The following is an 18,021-nucleotide window of genomic DNA, read 5'->3' on the forward strand; positions in this document are numbered from 1 at the left end:
CTTGGCTCAATGCCTTGGCTCAATGCCTTGGCTCAATGCCTTGGCTCAATGCCTTGGCGACACTTTCCATTGCTGTTCACGCAGACGAGGAACGAGCAGGACGCGACCTATAAGTGGTGATGGCGCGCTACGCGTATAACCCTAGGGAATACATAAAGCAAAAAAACGACTTTGACACTTATGCGACAAGGATAATATTCCAGTTACAAAAGAAATAAGGAGCGGAACAAATGTTTAAAAAAAGACGGATCGAGTTGATAGGTTTATTCACAGCTTCCATGCTCGCTGGGTGTGGTTATACTGGCGTCGCAAATTCTGCCACTTTGAAGGTTGGCATGGCAGCCGCCGATATTGCCACACTTGATCCCACTAGAGCGACGACCACCCAGGACTTGGCCGTGGTTTCTTGGATTTTCAACGGACTTGTTCGATTTTCCCCTGGGAGTGCCGACCCAACCAAAATTGAACCCGACCTTGCCGAAAGCTGGACGACCTCGCCGGACGGCTTGGTTTGGACTTTCAAACTTCGCAATGATGTCTCATTTCATGGTGACTATGGCAAGTTGACAGCGGAGGACGTGGTGTTCTCTCTTCAACGGGCAAAAAACCCGGACACGTCCTCTTATTCAAGCGACTATACCGCTTTTACGACAATTGAAGCCATTGACCCCTTGACGGTCCGCATCACTTTGGGCCAGCCTGTTGCTGGATTTCTCGGGCTCGTTGCCAATTATCACGGCGGCAACATTGTGAGTAAGAAAGCGGTGGATAAGCTCGGGGCAAATTTCAAAACGCAGCCTATTGGTACCGGTCCTTTCGTGTTCGAAAAAGCTGTCACCCAGCAGGCCGTATATCTAAACGCATTTCCAACATACTTCAGAGGCAAGCCGAAAATCGATGACATCAGGGTCGACCTTATCCCGTCAGACTCAAGTCGTGAGCTGGCCTTCCGATCCGGAGAGCTTGATCTGATCTATGGCAAAAGGGAGCAGCGTTGGGTCGACCAGGCGAAAGGCTGGGAGGGCTCGATTGTCGACATTTTCGCTCCCGGCGAATATCGGACTTTATTTATCAATTCGACGCGCAAACCTTTGAATAACGTCAAGGTACGCCAGGCCATTTCCAAAGCGATCAATGTGGACCAAATTGTTCAGTTCGTCGGTGAAAGTGTAGCTCCCAAAGGCTGTTCTGTGGTTCCCAGCGGCTATCTCGGCGAAGATTGCACCTGGGCTTATAAATACGATCCCGAGGGTGCGAAGGCGCTTCTTGCAGAAACCGGTTACAAGGACGGCCTGACGTTGTCGGCAGTGGTCTCGTCCAGTTCTGCGCAGCAGCCTATCATGGAAGTCATTCAAGCCCAATTGGCAGAAGTCGGGATCGATATGCAGATGCAGGTGGTCGATCACCCGACATATCACGAACAGATCCGAAAGGATTTGAGTGATCTCGTGTTCTACGGTGCGGCACGTTACCCTGTTGCAGACAGCTATCTGAGCCAGTTCTACGAATCCAGCGCCTCTATCGGCAAGCCAACAGCCGTTACGAATTTTTCCCATTGCGATGCAGCCGATGCCGACATCATGGCTGCTCGCAAGGCAACGACGGACACCGAGCGGAATAAATTCTGGTCGTCTGCCCAGAAGAAGATTCTCGATCAGGTATGCGGTGTTCCGCTGTTCAGCCTGATGCAGGTTTGGGCTCGCAGCAAAGCTCTGGACTATGGGTATGAGCTCACCGGATCCTTAAATCTGGCACCGCCGATTACGGAAAAAACAAGCCTTAATCAATAAAACGTTTTTCGCGCCGGGAGTTTGACAGGAAAACGTTGTCATCGGCTTTTCTAATCAGAAACAGCTGAAAAAAAATGAGAGGCCGTCTGGTTCAATATGGACGTGACGGGCTCTCGAATTGAACGAAGGTAAGATGAATTTTTCCGGTCGGCTTTTTCAAGGGATTAGCCTTGGCGTCCGCGCCGCAGCATGAATCTCCTCGATGAAGTCTGCAACGAGACTGCTGTTTCTTGCCCGTGTCGGACGGATGATACCATAGCCGAAATCAATGGTGGGGCGAAAAGGCCGGGTGATGATCCGGTCCGCCACAAACTCAATTGCCAAGGGGTCGGCCACCGTCACGCCCAATCCGGCCGCCACGAGTTCGGCAACGTTCGGCGCTGTGGTCGCCTCGATGACGATCCGGGGCGTGATTGAGAACTGTTCAAACGCTGCATCGACCTTGGTACGCATCGTTCCCGTCGGCGCGAAGGCAATAAACGGTTCGTCCTTGAGGTCATCGGGACAAAGCTCCGCCTTTTTAGCGAGCTTATGACCGAGAGGCAGGGCTGCCACGGCAGCAGAGCAATGCATCCGCTCGACTACCATAGAGGGATGTTCCAGGCCGCTGATAACCAGTGCCAAATCAAGACGACGAAGCAAGACCGCTTCTGTCAAAAACCGGGAGCTACGTGCTTCGATGGAAACGAATACATCTGGATGCCGTATTTTAAAACTCGAAATGACCCGTGTTATGAACGATCCTGACAATGCGGGCATTGCGCCTATGAGCAAATGTCCATGTTCGTCACGCCGAATGGCCTCGACCGCACGGGCGAGTTGGTGGACACCGCCGAAGATACGCTCGACTTCTTCGTATAAGCGCATGCCCCGTCCAGTCGGCACCAGACGTCCGCTTTTGCGCTCGAACAGCTTGAGGCCCGTATCAGCCTCCAGATCCTGGATCAGCTTACTCGCCGCGGGTTGTGAAATCCGCAGTATAGCGGCGGCAACACTCACAGTTCCCGATTCAATAACAGCCATCAGCGCCTCCAGTTGGCGCAAGCTTGGATTTCGCATTCGTCATAACCCTTATGAATATGGACGGGAAAAGAAGACGTTCAAATTTTTACCTTTCATCACAAGCATGAGCAATAACCACCGGAGATCAAAGTGAGCGCGGATGTTCTAGTTATCGGTGCCGGTATCGTCGGCGCGGCGCTTGGCTATGGGCTCGCCCAGACAGGACAACGGGTTGTTGTTCTGGACGGGGAGGACAGGGACATGCGTGCGGCCCGCGCTAATTTCGGGCTGGTCTGGGTGCAAGGAAAGGGCGCGAGCGCGCCAGCCTATCATCATCTCGGACGGCGGAGTGCGGATCTCTGGCCCAACTTTTTGAAAGAATTGACTGGAAACGTCGGGATGAAAGTCGACTATTCGCGCCGGGGTGGATTGATATACTGCCTGGGGCAGAATGAATACGAGGAGCGGGACGCCCTCAACAAGCGTATGCGCAATCAGACCGTTCAGGCCGATACCAGAATGATAGATCGCGCCGAGCTTGAGCGGATGATGCCCGCCGTCGATTTCGGTCCCGACGTGGTGGGTGCGAGCTATTGTGAGGCGGACGGGCACGTCAATCCATTGCAACTTCTTGCCGCCTTACATCGCGGAATCGTTAACCTCGGTGGAACGATCCATTATCGCCGGCGGGCTGAGACAGTTACGCCAAAACAGGACGGTTTTATTGTCAAGGCCGGGTCTACAAGCTTTGCAGCGCCGCGCGTTGTCGTGGCCGCAGGCTTAGCAACGCCCTCCCTTACCGATCCGCTTGGGCTCACCATTCCCTTGAGATCCGAACGTGGCCAACTGCTGGTGACCGAACGGCTTGCGCCGCTCCTCCCCTACCCCGGAAGTGGCCTGCGACAAACAGCGGACGGCACCATCATGATCGGTGCAACCAAGGAGGAAACCGATGATCATGGCGTCAGCGTTTCTTCGGCAACAAGACTGGCTCTTCGGGCAACACGGACAATACCCGCTCTCGCATCTGCAAAGATCGTGCGTCAATGGAGCGGTTTTCGGATTATTCCACCCGATGGCTTGCCGATCTACGCTGAATCCAGCGAGCACCCAGGCCTGTTTGCGGCCGTGTGCCATTCCGGTGTGACGTTGGCCGCCGTTCATGCCGCAATCATTGCGCCCGCTATGCTTGCGGGACGACTGTCCGATGACATGTCAGAGTTTTCAAATGGAAGATTCGATGTTCAAAAGTGTGCTTGAGCGCCTGGGAAAACCCAGTGATATGACCGTGCTGGTGAATGGCCAGGCCGTACCCGCTTGGGAAGGAGAGACCGTTGCCAGCCTATTGCTGCGAGTGCCGGGCGCAGGGCGGAACTCATCCGTCAGCGGAGAACCGAGATTACCGTATTGCCAGATGGGCGTGTGCTTCGAGTGCCTGGCAATTGTTGACGGCGTGGCCTCGACGCAAGGGTGTCTGGTACCCGTTAAAGCAGGCATGAAGATCGACAGCCAACACGGACACCGGGGGATTTCCCGATGAGTTACGATGTAGCAATTGTCGGCGCGGGACCTTCAGGCATGGCTGCCGCAGTAACTCTGCGCCAACTCGGAGCATCGGTTGTAGTGATTGACGAACAGCCGTCTCCTGGCGGGCAGATTTTCAGAGGAATCGAGCGTAATCTCAGCAGTCCGGTTTTCCCGGCGCTGGGCAAGGATTATCAAAAAGGTCGAGCCCTCGTGGAAGCATTCCGTGCATCAGGTGCCGATTATTTCGCATCAACACAGGTCTGGCAGATCGAAGACGGTTGGTCGCTGTTCGTAACATCGCAAGGCAAAGCTTCACGTCTTTCAGCCCGGGCTGTGCTTCTGGCAAACGGCGCGCAGGAAAGGCCTGTTCCATTTCCAGGCTGGACCCTGCCTGGCGTGATGACGGTTGGCGCGGCACAGATTCTGCTGAAATCCGGCGGCATGTTACCCCAGGGAAAGCTATGGATCGCCGGGGCTGGACCGTTGCCACTTCTCTACGCTACTCAGGTTCTGAGCCTTCAAGGCCACATTGCTGGTTATCTTGATACGTCGAGATCGCCAAGTCTTTCTGCGTTGGTGCAGCTTCCAAAAGCTTGGCGTGATTTTGGAAGCCTGCTGAAAGGATTGCAGTGGCTTCACAAAATCAGACGCAGCGGAATATTGGTCAAAGGTTTCACGGATCTGGAGGCTGAGGGAAATCAGCGTCTCGAGCATCTTTCCTGGAAAAGACACGGACAATCTCACCGGGTGGAAGCGGATATATTGCTGGTGCACGAAGGTGTCGTTCCCCGCATTCACGAAACTTTGGCACTGGGTTGTGTACACACATGGAACGATGCTCAAGGCTACCTCGCACCAAAGCTGAACCGTTGGGGAGAGACAAGCCGGGAGGGACTTTTTGTAGCGGGTGATGCCTGCGGTATCGGTGGTTGGCTGGTGGCAACTCTGTCTGGTGAAACCGCCGCTTTAGGATTAGCCAGGCGCCTTGAGATTTCGTCCAACACGGAAGAACTGCGTCGACGAACAGGTCTCGATCAAAGGCGCAGACGCGCGCTTGCCTTGCGACCCTTTCTTGATGTCGCTTACGCCCCGCCGAGACCACGTCTGGCCGATAATCTGATCGTCTGTCGCTGTGAGGAAGTCACAGCTGGGGCCGTCCGCGCGGCAGCAAGCAACAGCCCGGCCGATCCAGGAGCGATCAAGGCAGCTACGCGATGTGGCATGGGCCCCTGTCAGGGACGTCAGTGTGGATATACGGTGCAGGCACTTGTCGCCGAGGCGCACAACATCCCGATAAAAGACGTCAGCTTCTTCAATATTCGTCCGCCGTTGAAACCGGTCACGCTTGGTGAACTGGCGAGCCTCGAGAGCGGGGAGAATGCCGCATGAAAACGGACGTTCTTTTCATTGGCGCAAGATTGTACGGTCTTCGCGCTGCCTTAGAAGCAGTGATTTCGGATCACCTTGCCGGCATTGGCTTCTCTCATAAAGTCAAAGGGCCCAATGACGTCTCTGCCGTTTCCGGAGCCACATTCCAACTTGTTTCCTTTGTTGGACACATCCTCGCGGACCTGATGTCCGACAGTCAAACCAATCATAACCTGGACGCCTTCCTTGCAAGCCGCGTCTCAAAAGAAAGGATTGCCGCATGATCGGTTATGCGATCCGAAAACTCCTTCTTGCAATTCCGACATTGATCGCCATGCTGACAATGGTGTTCGTGCTGGTGCGTCTGGTACCGGGTGACGCTGCTGTTGCCATGCTTGGCGATCGGGCAAGTGACGCAGCTCTCCAAGACTTGCGCGCGCAGCTCGGCCTCGATCAGCCGATCGGCGTACAGTATCTACATTTTCTCTCCGATATGATCACAGGAAATTTCGGCCGTTCTATGGTCAGCGGCCGTACTGTGTTTGAAGAAGTCGCTCTGGTTCTGCCTTACACACTGGAACTGGCGGTCGCCGCCATGCTGATCGGTGCGATGTTTGGAATTCCCCTGGGAATCATTGCCGCCGTTCGCCGCAACCAGTGGCCGGACTATGTGAGCCGCTTTTTGTCACTGCTCGGCCTGTCGTTTCCCGGTTTCGTTTCGGCAATACTATTGCTGCTTGCTTTTGCCGTATGGTTGCAGTGGCTGCCCGTTATGAGCCGGGCCTCCTCTGATCCGATCAGCCATCTGCGCAATCTACTGCTGCCAGCTATCAACCTTGGGTTGATTATGACGGCATATATCGCGCGCGTCACCCGTTCATCGATGCTGGATGTCATGGGCGAGGACTACATCCGCACCGCACGCGCCAAAGGTGTCCATCCGCGAACGCTCATCCTGCGGCATGCGCTCGGCAACGCGCTCATCCCGATTGTTACGGTGGTTGGTCTGTATTTCGGCACCCTGATCGGAAACTCGGTGTTGACTGAAATCGTCTTCACACGCCCCGGCCTTGGCAAGCTGATCCTCGGTGCGCTGCAATCTCGCGACTATACGATGCTCCAGGCACTCATGGTGGTCTTTGCTACCTTCGTCATCCTGGTGAACACCATCACCGATCTCATTTACGCCTACGTTGATCCAAGAGTGAGTCTCGCCCAATGACCGAAGCCGCCCTTTCTTCCATCTCGCCGCAGCGACAACCGAATGTGGTTTTTGCGGCTTTCCGTCGCAACAGTTATTCATGGATCGGCATAGGCCTGCTCACGTCGATCATTCTCCTTGCTGTTTTGGCTCCTGCCATCGCGCCATATGATCCGTTGAAGCAGAATATTCTTCACCGCCTCCGCGCACCTTCCGCACAATTCTGGATGGGAACGGACAGCTACGGCCGGGATGTTCTCAGCCGGCTATTGTATGGGGCGAGAATTTCGCTCTCGATCGGCTTTCTGTCGGTGATGATCGCCATGGTCGTCGGTTCGATCATCGGTATATTGGCAGGCTATATTGGCGGTATCTTCGACCAGATCATCATGGGGATTGTCGATGTGATGCTCTCCTTTCCGACCCTGCTGCTGGGTCTGATGGTTGCCGCAATGTTAGGTGCCAGTTTCGAGAATCTCATCATCGCCATTGCGATTACGGAAACAGCGCCTTTTGCCAGAGTAGCCCGTGCGCCAACAATCGCGGTCAAACGCCGCGAATTCGTCGAGGCTGGCAAATCGCTCGGTTTTTCGCCAATTCGCATTATGGGCGTTCATATTCTGCCGAACATCCTTTCCGACATCGTCGTTGTAGCATCGCTTTGGATGGCATCGGCCATTCGAACCGAAGCATCCCTGGCGTTCATCGGTCTTGGGGTGCGGCCTCCAACCGCGACATGGGGGGGTATGATACGGGAAGGTTTCGAGAATATTCTTAGCGCCTGGTGGCTCGTACTGTTTCCGTCCCTTGCGATACTCCTGACCGTACTCGCATTGAATATTCTGGGGGACGCGTTGCGCGACGCGATCGATCCGAAAACAAGGAGCGCGCAATGACGATGGCTTTTCAAAACACGCCGGAATCTTCACCAGTCACGCCCGTCGTTTCTGTACAAAACCTGACGACCTCATTTAAGGTCAACGACCAGTGGAAGTCGGTTATCCGAAATATCTCATTCGACATTGCACCGCGCGAAACGGTGGCGATTGTTGGAGAATCCGGATCGGGCAAATCTGTGACGTCGCTTTCTATCATGCGTCTTCTGGCTGCTCAATCGAGCCGAATAGAGGGTACGGTGAGATTGGGCGGCAGAGATCTGCTCTCACTACCTGAAGACGAGATGCGACGAGTACGCGGCAATGAGATTTCCATGATATTTCAGGAACCCATGACATCGCTCAATCCGATTATCCCCATCGGCAAACAAATTGGCGAAGCGTTGAGTGTCCATAAGCAGATCTCCAAGGCTGAAAGCAAGGCTGAGGTTATCAGACTACTGGAGAGGGTGCGTATACCGAATGCCACTGGCCGTTATGACGAATATCCTCATCAGTTTTCGGGTGGCATGCGGCAGCGCGTCATGATTGCCATGGCACTTGCGTCCAGGCCTAAGCTGCTGATTGCCGACGAGCCGACGACAGCGCTCGATGTCACCGTTCAAGGACAGATCCTCGATCTCATCAAGACGCTTCAGGAAGAGGAAGGCACCTCAGTTCTCTTCATTACGCATGATATGGGTGTCGTCGCGGAAGTGGCAGACCGAACCCTCGTCATGTTTCGCGGACACGCGGTGGAAGTCGGGGAGACCGCAGACATATTCCACCGGGGACAACATCCTTACACACGCGCCCTTCTATCAGCCGTACCGCGGCTAGGGTCAATGAACAATCGAGAGTTGCCACTCCGTTTTCCTGTGATCAATCCGGTGAGCGGCGAACAGCAACCTTCTCGCGATGTCGAGGATACAGTTCGCAGAGACAGCAAGCCCATTTTAGAGGTCCAAGACCTCACGATGCGTTTCGATATTCGCCCCGGGCTGTTGGGACGCAAATCTGGAGCTGTCCACGCAGTGGAGAAGGTCTCTTTTGACCTTTTTGAAGGCGAAACTCTCTCACTGGTGGGAGAATCCGGCTGTGGCAAGTCAACCACAGGGCGCTCGATTACAAGGCTTGTTACACCCACAAAAGGCAAGATTTTCGTCGATGGCCATAACGTATTGCAAATGAACAGTAGCTCATTGAGAAAAATGCGCCGCTCGATCCAGATGATTTTTCAGGACCCATACGCCTCTCTCAATCCACGCATGAGCATAGGCTCGGCGATTGTCGAGCCGTATATTCAACATCGTTACGGAACCCATGCGCAGGCACGAGACAAGGCGGCCTCTCTCATGGAAAAGGTGGGGCTTTCTCCCGACATGATGCAACGCTTTCCGCACCAGTTCTCGGGCGGCCAGCGCCAGCGTGTCGCGATTGCCCGCGCCTTGATGCTCGACCCTAAAATCATCGTTGCCGACGAAGCCGTTTCAGCGCTTGACGTATCGATCAAAGCACAGGTCTGCAATCTCTTGCTCGATTTGCAACAGAGCCTCAATCTGGCCTTTCTGTTTATTTCCCACGACATGGCGGTTGTCGAGCGGGTGAGCCATCGTGTGGCTGTGATGTACCTCGGAGAGATTGTAGAGATCGGGCCGCGAAGGGCTGTTTTCGAAAACCCCCAACATCCCTACACCAAGAAGCTTATGTCGGCAGTGCCGATACCGGACCCTTCACGCCGCAGAATGCATCGCGGGATAGTCGCCGACGATCTAAAAAGCCCGGTCCGGCCGATGGGGTATGAGCCTCCAATTCGGGAATATCGCGAGGTTTCCAAAGGTCATCTGATCCGGGTCGAACAATTTGACTAGGGCATTTCCAGGAACAATGGATGCCGGTTTTGCGTAAATGCGTGAAAACAGAGACCAGGGTGCTTCACTGTCCTTAAAGAAACGCGACATGCGACCAAAAGGACCAAGGGCTAACTGCCCGCAAATAATGACCTATCATAAAATTTCACCGGACACAGCCAAAGATGGCTAGTCTCCGGGCTTCTGAGGTATCGCAACATGAATGTAGCAATTGCCGGAGCTGGCGCAATCGCGATCGGGTACGCAGCACTCCTTCACCAAAACGGCCACCATGCGAGAATATGGTCTCCATCTGGCCGACGAACTGAAGCACTCAATCAAGACACGCCGATGCAGGTGAGCGGGGCCTTGTCTGCCAAGTTCAATCCAGGGGTCTGCCAGCGCGCAGAAGAACTTACGGAATGTGATGTCGTCGTGCTGGCCCTCCCCGCTTACGGCCACCGATTTGTTCTCGACAGTCTCGTGCCACATCTCACGTCGAGACACACCGTCATTATCAGCGCCCACCTTTCGTTCGCCGGCTTTTATCTCGCCCAAAAATTGGCGCAACGTGAAATCGAAATTCCCATCGTAGTTTGGAACACCACCGTTCTGACCGGCAAGGCTCAGTCTGGGCACGACATCAAAATTGGTGCTATACGCGGCAAGGTTGATATGGCTTTGGTTCATGCAGCGGACGCGCATAAAGCCCATGAGCTTTGCACAGATCTGTTTGGCGACCGGTTCGATGTGAAAGACGATATCGTCACCATAACGCTCAGCAATATAAACCCGGAAAGTCACCTGGGCACGGCACTTTGCAACCTCACACGCATCGAGCTCGGCGAGACCTGGGGACAAAGAGTCACGATGACCCCTGCCGTTAGCAGATTTATCGAAGCATTGGATTGTGAGCGTCTCGCCATAGCAGCTGCTTTTGGGAAAACAGTGCCCTCCATCCTCGATCATTTCAGCAAATCTTTCGGAATAACGGCCACGAGCCTGGCCGCACTATCCCAAATTCTTGTCGCCAAAGGTAACGATCCGGCTGGACCGCGAGACATCAACACGCGATATGTTCTGGAAGACGTGCCCTTTGGTCTCATACCGATTCTCGAGCTTGCAGCACTTGCGAATGTGGATGCACCTCTGCATCGAAGTGGAGTTGAAATCCTGAGTGCCTGCTATGGCCGGAATTTCGCGACAGACAATGATATATTACCTCAGTTACAGCTTTCCACGCTGGTTCAACCGATGACCCTTAAGTGAGCTTCGATACCGACGCATAAGTCTCGATAAATTCGCTTACCGTGATCGCATGCCAGAGGATTGCCAGGAAAAGTGAGTAGCTGTTTTCCGTCACGAAATGCGTAAAGACACAGAAAACAGATGGCTATTTGTCGAACGGCCCAGAGGACACGACCTACTGAAGGACCCCTGCCCACCCTCCGCCTAGCGGGGAAGAGTTTTTATAGCGAAACGTTTGCGTCGTGTACCGTGCGAACGGCGGTAACATCGAAGGACGGGGCAACCAACTTGTCTGCCAATCAGTAACAAACATTCATCTCTTTTTCTTATCGAGTTTTCACCCCCTGCCACCCCGTTGCTGAAGAGAAATAATCTGGTTGAGGAGTTCGTGCTGGGCCACCAGGGCTGGAGCAGTTTCCGAAGGCTCCTTGGAGTTTGCGGTGTCCACGCTATTGTATCCCTCATCTACCCCGATCGAACCGGGGCGAACTTCTGTCTTCATCACCACGCTTTGCTCTGGATCAGCAACGGGTTTGCTTTGAGCGGCAACGACGTCCACACACTCGCTGTCTTCAATCTGCGCCGGGTTTCGCATTGTTGTATCGGCTGCGCTTTGATCAAGATTGTTGTCAAAGACATTTACGTCTTCCGGCAGCACCAACGATTCCGGCTCTGGAAGAGAACCCTGTTGGCTTTCGAAAATTCGCTTCAATATGAGATCCGAATAATACCTCACTTTTCTTAGTTTGAGAGGAGGCTGGCCTTTAATAAGAACAATTTCATAGTCGTCGTCGAGTAGACGGACTTGTTCGGCGCGCAGAAGTGGTGCCCCTTGTTCAGAGATTTGGATGTTATGGTCAAACATGCGGGCTTGGGTGTACGAGGTTGAGCGAGCCTGAAACGTGTGATCGCCAATCGCCTTAGAAATATAGGTTGGGGTCTCGTCATCAGCAGTCGCCATGAATATCTGCACACCAGTATTACTGAGAAAATTTTGCTTACCAGCTTCATCATAAGTTCCAGTCAAAGCCGAGAGGCTCTGTATAATGAACATGAAGCGGCCCTTATAGCCGGCGATCGTCGTAATCGCCGTCTCCACGGCTTCGAGCTTGCCCAAATGCTTGAACTCATCGAGAAGAAACAAAACCTCGTGACGTTCATCATCATGGGGTAGCGATCTCTGCAGGATTGATACAACCTGCTGGAAGAGAAGCCGCATCAGCGGCGCGATGACTTCGAGATCGTTTGGGCTGACACAAAGGTAAATACAAGTCCTCTTCCGTCGCAAATCGTAGACGGAAAAATCCGAGCGACTTGTGGCTGCTTTTATAAGTGGATCGGCCCAAAGATTGAGTCCTCCGTCGCCGAGCACTGATGTGTATGACGTCAGTATTTTGGTGTCATTTCCCGCCATATTATCGAATATGCGCTGAGCTTCTTTGTTGTGCGTTTCCCCGGCAAGTTGCGCAAATAGTTTATATTTCTCACCCGGCTGAGCGAACAGATCATAAACGGCACCGATCGTTGGTGTTCCACGCTCAATACAACTCAATATACCTGCAACGAAGAGATCGCGAGCCCCATCGATGAAACCCTCCGCACCCTTACCTTTCGCTGTCAGGAGATTTGCAGCAAGGCGGCGTGTTTCAGTGAAGCGCCGTTCAGGCGGCAACGCGGCAATATCAAGCACGGGATTGTAACAGTGCGTTCGCCGCTCTTGATCTAAGGGCGAGAACTTGAAAACCGCGTCTCCGCTTGATTTACGCGCCCTCGATGTGAGTTCAAACAATTCGCCTTTTACGTCCAGAGCAATGACTGAGCCCTTGAAGGTCAGCAACGTCGGGATAACAATACCGACGCCCTTACCAGCACGAGTTGGCGCGACGACAAGACTGTGAGGTTGTTCTCCATTGCTTAGATAGCTACCAAACCAACGTGGTCCACATGTCTTGCCGAAGATCGGACCCGTGATATGCCTGTAGCGCTGGAGGTATCTCGCGTGCCGCATCTCGCCAGAGCCAGCCCAGCGAGCAGTGCCGTGGTGTTCGCGCTCGCGCATCGATGAAAATAGTTGGCATACCAGCACAAGCATCGACGTTACAACGATTATGATAAGTCCACGATAGAACGTAGCGCTTGCGTATCCTGAATAAAGCGGCGTCTCATGCAGGAATGCAAAAACGCTGAATGTCATCATCATTTCGCCCGTAAAGCCATGACGAAATGTGACGTATAAACTTGCCGCACAAAAACCAACGGCCAGTGAAAATACTATGCTTACAGTGAGGCGTAATGGCGTGTACTTGCCTGAATTCATCACGTCACCACGCTTTGTTCACTCTTGGAAAATCCGATTTGTTTACAGACAGCTGAATCTACAGCCCATGACGCTCGCGTTGGCGCGGTTCAAAAATCCTCGCACCACGTTGAGTGTCGAGGTCATTCACGCTCCGGCCCATGGACCGATCTGCTAACCTATGCGTTCTGCTTTCGGGCGCGACAGGTCCGGTCCGGCCAACATTCGTTTCCGATACGATAGTATGCAACCCAGCGTTCTGCTCGGAGGGAACTCTCCGTGAACGGGGTTCCGAGATTGCGTCGATCCGCGCCAGATCCTCATCGGTCAACTCAGGGAAATCATCTAAGTTCGTTTTTGATGGACCTGTGTCATGTCGCCCCCCCTCCTGTTGGACCCCAGCATGGATGGGCCACCCGCCAGGGGCAACGGCAACAGTCTCGGTTGCGGTAACGTCGTCCAAGCCGACCGCACAAGTCGTATTCGCTCCGTCCCGCCCCAAAGTCGAGCGCGGTTTGGAAAGTGCGTCGATCAACGCCAGATCCTCGTCAGTCAGCTCAGGGAAATCGTCGAATTTCGTTTCCGATTGGCCCGGGTTGTGCCGACCTCTTTCCTGTTGGGCCCCAGCATGGGTGGACCAACCGCCGGGGCCAATGCCAATAGTCTCGGTTGAAGTGGCATCGTTCAACCCGACCGCACAAGTCGTATTCGCAATATCCCGCTCCAAAGTCGAGCGGGGTTTGGAAAGCGCGTCTATCAACGCCAGATCCTCATCGGTTAACTCAGGGAAGTCGTCAAAGTGCTCCTCGGGTGAGTTAAGCGATCGAACGGAACCTTCGTGGGCCAACACCAGATTTGTTTGGCTACCGATTACGCTACCGGTATTATCGCTCTCAGTTAGAATTTGGTGGTTTTCGATGCTGGCAGACCCAGCGTTAGTGCTTGAATTTACGCCGGCCATGCCTTTGGGATCCGCGGAAGCCCTGAGCGGTGAACCGCTTTCAGCGAGCAGATCGATTTCATCCAGCCCTGGCCAGGAGAAGCCTTGCGTCGACGCAAGACTGTTGACCCCGAGATCCCTGTTGTCTGCCAACCAATACCGTGCGCTTCCCAAGCTTTCTTCAGGCTGGCCCTCTCCAGCAATGTCCAGATCATGACTTGAATCAAAGGTTCTTGTATCAGTTGGCAGCGTTGCAGTTCCGTGCCGAGATTGCATATCACTTTCTGCCGTTTCGCCGACATTATCAGACCCTATGACCGGTTGGCGCACCCCTTGCGAAGCCGACATCGTGGCAAAGCGATCTCTCTCACCCAAAGACGCGGCAACAGGACCCACCTGCACTTTCGAGCTCATATTTCGCTTCGCCATCGGTTCACTTGCGTCACCGTTTTCCTCGTGTTGGCGCGGTCGTTTTAGTTCCAACTTGTCAGCACGTGACGAAGACGCCGCTTCACAGTCCGCAGTAGTAGTAGACCGTTGATTTTTGGCGGAAGTATCTGGAAGGTCGCGAACGCCATTCAAAACGAATGCTCCTACTCCAGTCGAGAGCTCTCTTCGGTTGTGCCGGACAGCGGCGGCTAAAGATGTGCCCGGGGTTGGTTCACGTCTGGCTATTTCGTTCACTTCATGGTTTGAATTCATCTTTGCAGGACGGCTGACGTCTCTACGGGGTTCTTCGTCCGCCATGATCGATCCCTTCTATCTTCTGCTTCTAAAGAGTCCTTAAGGTTCTGATTGGATCAGATATTCTTTCTATTCTGCTGATTTGATTTTTCTTTGCGGACAACGGCTTCCAATTTTGGTGAGACTCTAATCCTCACGACTGCGCCCGTCCCTTGAACGCTTTCTAATACTTGGCTCCGCGTCCTCATGATAGGGACGCTTGGAATTTGGCACGTGTTGCCGCCGACGATCTGCCCCCAGAGACAATTCATCTGTAGCGACGTCGGATGGTCCAGCGTCATGCAACGGATTTTCTTCAGTGGGCTGTATCGACGATGTAATCAGATTGTCCTGGGCAACTGACACGTCGGTGATTGTCATACCCGCCCGAGTTGCTTTTACTTTGGTCGGTTTTGAGTCTCTCTGGTCTTGCTCGCCACCACGGGGCCGTTTTCGATGAAGCCGTTGCCGAATGTCATCTTCGCCTGCTGTGTGCAAGATTGGTTCGATTGCCAAACGTTGAATGCTAGCAGCATCTTCAAGATACCGGCCGGAGGTATTCGATCCGATTGGTGCCCGGGAGCTCGCTTCAGACATCGGTCGAAGACTCTCGTTTTGTCGCGAATCTTCTGCCACGTTTCGAGGCGTCCCCCCGTACGAAGGATTGAAAGATTGATCCTGTTCTGGATCGTCTACTCCGGGCGAGACATGTTCGACATCAGGGTTCTCTAGACGAATTTGATTAGCTTGCTGCCGCTCAAGGCGGCGATACTGAGCAAAAGTCATGGGCCGCTCGGTGATGTCGCGCTCAACACGTCTGGTCGCCTCCAGGACGATTCCATGACGAAGCGAAATCTCGGCCATTTTAATGCGCAAGGCGTCGTAATTCAGTTGAGGATGCCGCCGGGATATTTTCAGCCAGCCATGTCCCAAAAGTTCGCGACGATTGATGACGGCATGCAGATGTGGGTGATCGCGATCGGTATGGAAGGCGGTAAGATAGTTGTATCTGCCTCCCCCTGCGCCTGATCCAAACATCTCGGCTACCCACTCCCGGCTGGCCGCATAAGCTGCGACATGGCTTGTACTGGCAGGGAAGCTTACAATAATGTGGGTGGTTAATTCCTGTTGCCTTTCCGAGTCGGACTGACTTTCGTCATAACTCCCGGTCTCTTGAACCCAACTACGGGCGAGATCGCGAATTTCAGCTGGAGGTACGAAAACATCGAGGTGCCGTGCAGAGCGCTGTAGCTCCAGCTTGCCCTTACGAGATAAGTACTCCAACTGATTGATGATCTGTTGGAGTGTCTTGGTCCCACCTCCAGGAACAATGCGGATTATGACTTGAGACCGAGCGGGCATCTGACAAATTCCGTTTTAAGAGCTACGCATGAGTCTGTCAGGTTCAGATTAAACCACACAGCATAACGGTTCTTTGGGTTGAGTTGGTCTTATCGGAAAACCAGGCTTCGCTATCCCCTTACAAACTCTAAAGAATGTTGCGTTTTATTGTCTTCAATGAAACGCATACCTATAGGCGACAGGCTTTAGTGTTGCGAGGCATCCGCCAGCATGGAGCAACCGTCGATCCTTCGCCGTGATACCGACAAAATGGACCGGAGTAAGCTGTCCAGATCAGCAAAAGATTTACCAAAAGCGTTGCGTTCCGCTTGAAGAGCACTCAAATCCGTTGTCGGATTTTCAGCGTAAGCGCATAATAGCACCGCAACATTGTTTGAGAGCGCTCCTATTGATTGGAGTATGGATTCCATTATCTGCCGGGTCTCTGCATCAATCTCGAGAAACCCGGCAATCCGGCGTACTGCAACTCTTATGGCCATGCTGTCAGACAGCCCCAACCGGCGGGCTTGGCGAGAAAAACTCTCATATTCGGCCGATCGCAATCGAGTGCTGACGATCTTGAAACCCTCGGTTTTCTGCTCTTTGCACCGGTCGATAATATCACCTGAGCGGGATTTTGCGCTTTGCGGCATCGCTTGCTCCATAGAAAGCGGAATGATCTAGATTTGTTCCGGAGTGGACATTTCCAGTCAAGAGAACAGAATTCTCTGCCTGACACGAATGTAAATCAATAATAATTCTGTTATTTCCTATTATATAAAGTTACATTTGCAATTAGTTTATAATATATTTGAAATATATAATCATTGCACTATTATATTATTAGCTAATTTTATGAAATCAAATGCAAATTCACTAAATTCGAATACAAAGAAAACTAGCAATTGATGGAAATTTGCGGCTCCATCAAAAATTCTCCTATTATTTTCCTTCGCGAATACCACTTTGGCACATTGCGATGCCGTCGGGAGGGGGCATCCACTCCCTCCGCCCTCAGTGAAACGTATGGCCCGCCTTGCTTGCAAGTTGCTTTTTGATTTCCTGCGCAGCTGCTTCAACGTATCTGGTCTTACGGTCAGGCCGTAGCCAAGATGGATATCCGCACGTCCAGAGCAAAGTTGAGTAAGCCTCCGGTGAAGGCCACAGGTCAGGCAGCTTGAGCCTGCAGAATGCCGGTGAAGGTCTTCAGGTGGCGCTCCGGATGCTCCTGTCGCCGGTCCCGCGATGCGTAATACAGCGCAGCCGGCGGTGAGAGCCCGCCGAATGTCGGTCGTCCCGGACATAGGTCCATAGGCGACCGGTATCGGTCTTTCCCTTTGCCAGAACCGGCACTGTCGGGCGAGTAGGCCGGAGGAATTTCACCTCCAGCCTCTCTCAGAACCGGGCGTGAGGCTCTCAGTATCGCTCCGGCGTGGACCGCCTTGCGAGTTTTGGGCGATATCGTGATTTTGCGCTCTTGAGAGTGGAATTAAGAGCGCAATGAGGACCTATGGCACAGGCCATTTTGCTGACGGGTCAAGAACGGCGTCGTCGTTGGTCACCGGCTGATCGGCTGGAAATTCTGGAGGCAGCATTCGCTCCCGGTGCAAATGTGTCGGAGGTAGCGCGTCGTTTTGATGTTTCGACGGGGCTGCTCTACACGTGGCGCCGCCAGGCGCTGTCGGTTGCGGTGACGGATGGTCCTGCCTTCGTGCCCGCGACGGTCGTGGGTGCCGCGGGCGGTGGCGATGTCGTTGCGGCGACGATCGCTGTGGACTTTGCGAACGGTACCAAGGTGAGGATTGCGTCCGGGGCACCTTGTGATCTTGCCGCAGCAGTAATGCGAGCGCTCAAATGATC

The 18,021-nt window shown here is 53.5% G+C and carries 15 protein-coding genes and 1 pseudogene; 10 read left to right on the forward strand and 6 right to left on the reverse strand.

What is annotated here, in order from left to right:
• The first annotated feature begins 230 nt into the window (after nt 1-230).
• Nucleotides 231-1,790 (forward strand): ABC transporter substrate-binding protein, encoded by a 1,560-nt coding sequence (locus EQW76_RS27570; protein WP_142832451.1) that lies wholly within the window; start codon nt 231-233, stop codon nt 1,788-1,790.
• A gap of 156 nt (nt 1,791-1,946) precedes the next feature.
• Here EQW76_RS27570 and EQW76_RS27575 read toward each other — a convergent pair whose 3' ends face one another.
• Entirely contained in the window at nt 1,947-2,849 is a 903-nt protein-coding gene (locus EQW76_RS27575; RefSeq protein WP_142832450.1) for a LysR substrate-binding domain-containing protein, read from the reverse strand.
• Between the two features lie 93 nt (nt 2,850-2,942).
• Here EQW76_RS27575 and EQW76_RS27580 point away from each other — a divergent pair, with 93 nt between their 5' ends.
• From EQW76_RS27580 to EQW76_RS27615, 8 genes are all read left to right on the forward strand, one after another.
• A complete protein-coding gene (locus EQW76_RS27580; RefSeq protein ID WP_142832449.1) occupies nt 2,943-4,052 on the forward strand; it encodes an FAD-dependent oxidoreductase in 1,110 nt (369 codons plus the stop codon).
• Entirely contained in the window at nt 4,033-4,332 is a 300-nt protein-coding gene (locus tag EQW76_RS27585; protein ID WP_142832452.1) for a (2Fe-2S)-binding protein, read from the forward strand. Before EQW76_RS27580 ends, EQW76_RS27585 begins: the two co-directional genes overlap by 20 nt.
• Complete coding sequence (locus EQW76_RS27590) at nt 4,329-5,708, forward strand: FAD/NAD(P)-binding oxidoreductase (RefSeq protein ID WP_142832448.1); 1,380 nt, start codon at nt 4,329-4,331, stop codon at nt 5,706-5,708. Before EQW76_RS27585 ends, EQW76_RS27590 begins: the two co-directional genes overlap by 4 nt.
• Nucleotides 5,705-5,971: a hypothetical protein gene (locus tag EQW76_RS27595; protein WP_143123484.1), complete on the forward strand. Its 267-nt coding sequence runs from the start codon at nt 5,705-5,707 to the stop codon at nt 5,969-5,971. Before EQW76_RS27590 ends, EQW76_RS27595 begins: the two co-directional genes overlap by 4 nt.
• Nucleotides 5,968-6,909: an ABC transporter permease gene (locus EQW76_RS27600; RefSeq protein ID WP_142832445.1), complete on the forward strand. Its 942-nt coding sequence runs from the start codon at nt 5,968-5,970 to the stop codon at nt 6,907-6,909. The genes EQW76_RS27595 and EQW76_RS27600 overlap by 4 nt, the downstream gene beginning before the upstream one ends.
• A complete protein-coding gene (locus EQW76_RS27605) occupies nt 6,906-7,784 on the forward strand; it encodes an ABC transporter permease (protein ID WP_143123485.1) in 879 nt (292 codons plus the stop codon). Before EQW76_RS27600 ends, EQW76_RS27605 begins: the two co-directional genes overlap by 4 nt.
• Nucleotides 7,781-9,634 carry an ABC transporter ATP-binding protein gene (locus EQW76_RS27610; protein WP_142832443.1) on the forward strand — a complete coding sequence of 618 codons (1,854 nt, stop codon included), beginning with the start codon at nt 7,781-7,783 and terminating at the stop codon, nt 9,632-9,634. The genes EQW76_RS27605 and EQW76_RS27610 overlap by 4 nt, the downstream gene beginning before the upstream one ends.
• Nucleotides 9,635-9,832: 198 nt before the next feature.
• Nucleotides 9,833-10,882, forward strand: coding sequence for an NAD/NADP octopine/nopaline dehydrogenase family protein (locus EQW76_RS27615; RefSeq protein WP_142832442.1), 1,050 nt, complete (start codon nt 9,833-9,835; stop codon nt 10,880-10,882).
• A gap of 316 nt (nt 10,883-11,198) precedes the next feature.
• Here the strand turns inward: EQW76_RS27615 and virD4 are convergent, their stop codons facing one another.
• From virD4 to EQW76_RS27640, 5 genes and pseudogenes are all read right to left on the reverse strand, one after another.
• Nucleotides 11,199-13,178, reverse strand: a complete 1,980-nt coding sequence (gene virD4 / locus EQW76_RS27620) for a type IV secretion system ATPase VirD4 (protein WP_142832441.1) — start codon at nt 13,176-13,178, stop codon at nt 11,199-11,201.
• 58 nt (nt 13,179-13,236) lie between these two features.
• Nucleotides 13,237-14,844: a hypothetical protein gene (locus EQW76_RS27625; protein WP_142832440.1), complete on the reverse strand. Its 1,608-nt coding sequence runs from the start codon at nt 14,842-14,844 to the stop codon at nt 13,237-13,239.
• A 123-nt stretch (nt 14,845-14,967) separates the two neighbouring features.
• Nucleotides 14,968-16,182, reverse strand: coding sequence for a relaxase/mobilization nuclease domain-containing protein (locus EQW76_RS27630; RefSeq protein ID WP_142832439.1), 1,215 nt, complete (start codon nt 16,180-16,182; stop codon nt 14,968-14,970).
• 185 nt (nt 16,183-16,367) lie between these two features.
• Nucleotides 16,368-16,814: a T-DNA border endonuclease subunit VirD1 gene (gene virD1 / locus EQW76_RS27635; RefSeq protein WP_142832438.1), complete on the reverse strand. Its 447-nt coding sequence runs from the start codon at nt 16,812-16,814 to the stop codon at nt 16,368-16,370.
• Between the two features lie 527 nt (nt 16,815-17,341).
• Nucleotides 17,342-17,514 (reverse strand): annotated as a pseudogene (locus EQW76_RS27640) (transposase); the annotation flags it as partial.
• A 157-nt stretch (nt 17,515-17,671) separates the two neighbouring features.
• Here EQW76_RS27640 and EQW76_RS27645 point away from each other — a divergent pair.
• On the forward strand, nt 17,672-18,019 hold the full coding sequence (locus tag EQW76_RS27645; RefSeq protein ID WP_143123486.1) for a transposase: 348 nt from the start codon (nt 17,672-17,674) through the stop codon (nt 18,017-18,019).
• The last annotated feature ends 2 nt before the right edge of the window (nt 18,020-18,021 follow it).

It is taken from the genome of Rhizobium sp. rho-13.1 (assembly GCF_007000305.1).
GTDB lineage: Bacteria > Pseudomonadota > Alphaproteobacteria > Rhizobiales > Rhizobiaceae > Rhizobium > Rhizobium rhododendri.

Coding starts and splice junctions, on each gene's coding strand:
- EQW76_RS27570 (WP_142832451.1), top strand. CDS start 231: ATGTTTAAAAAAAGACGGATCGAGTTGATAGGTTTATTCACAGCTTCC.
- EQW76_RS27575 (WP_142832450.1), bottom strand. CDS start 2,849: ATGCGAAATCCAAGCTTGCGCCAACTGGAGGCGCTGATGGCTGTTATT.
- EQW76_RS27585 (WP_142832452.1), top strand. CDS start 4,033: ATGTTCAAAAGTGTGCTTGAGCGCCTGGGAAAACCCAGTGATATGACC.
- EQW76_RS27590 (WP_142832448.1), top strand. CDS start 4,329: ATGAGTTACGATGTAGCAATTGTCGGCGCGGGACCTTCAGGCATGGCT.
- EQW76_RS27595 (WP_143123484.1), top strand. CDS start 5,705: ATGAAAACGGACGTTCTTTTCATTGGCGCAAGATTGTACGGTCTTCGC.
- EQW76_RS27600 (WP_142832445.1), top strand. CDS start 5,968: ATGATCGGTTATGCGATCCGAAAACTCCTTCTTGCAATTCCGACATTG.
- EQW76_RS27605 (WP_143123485.1), top strand. CDS start 6,906: ATGACCGAAGCCGCCCTTTCTTCCATCTCGCCGCAGCGACAACCGAAT.
- EQW76_RS27610 (WP_142832443.1), top strand. CDS start 7,781: ATGACGATGGCTTTTCAAAACACGCCGGAATCTTCACCAGTCACGCCC.
- EQW76_RS27615 (WP_142832442.1), top strand. CDS start 9,833: ATGAATGTAGCAATTGCCGGAGCTGGCGCAATCGCGATCGGGTACGCA.
- virD4 (WP_142832441.1), bottom strand. CDS start 13,178: ATGAATTCAGGCAAGTACACGCCATTACGCCTCACTGTAAGCATAGTA.
- EQW76_RS27625 (WP_142832440.1), bottom strand. CDS start 14,844: ATGGCGGACGAAGAACCCCGTAGAGACGTCAGCCGTCCTGCAAAGATG.
- EQW76_RS27630 (WP_142832439.1), bottom strand. CDS start 16,182: ATGCCCGCTCGGTCTCAAGTCATAATCCGCATTGTTCCTGGAGGTGGG.
- virD1 (WP_142832438.1), bottom strand. CDS start 16,814: ATGCCGCAAAGCGCAAAATCCCGCTCAGGTGATATTATCGACCGGTGC.
- EQW76_RS27645 (WP_143123486.1), top strand. CDS start 17,672: ATGGCACAGGCCATTTTGCTGACGGGTCAAGAACGGCGTCGTCGTTGG.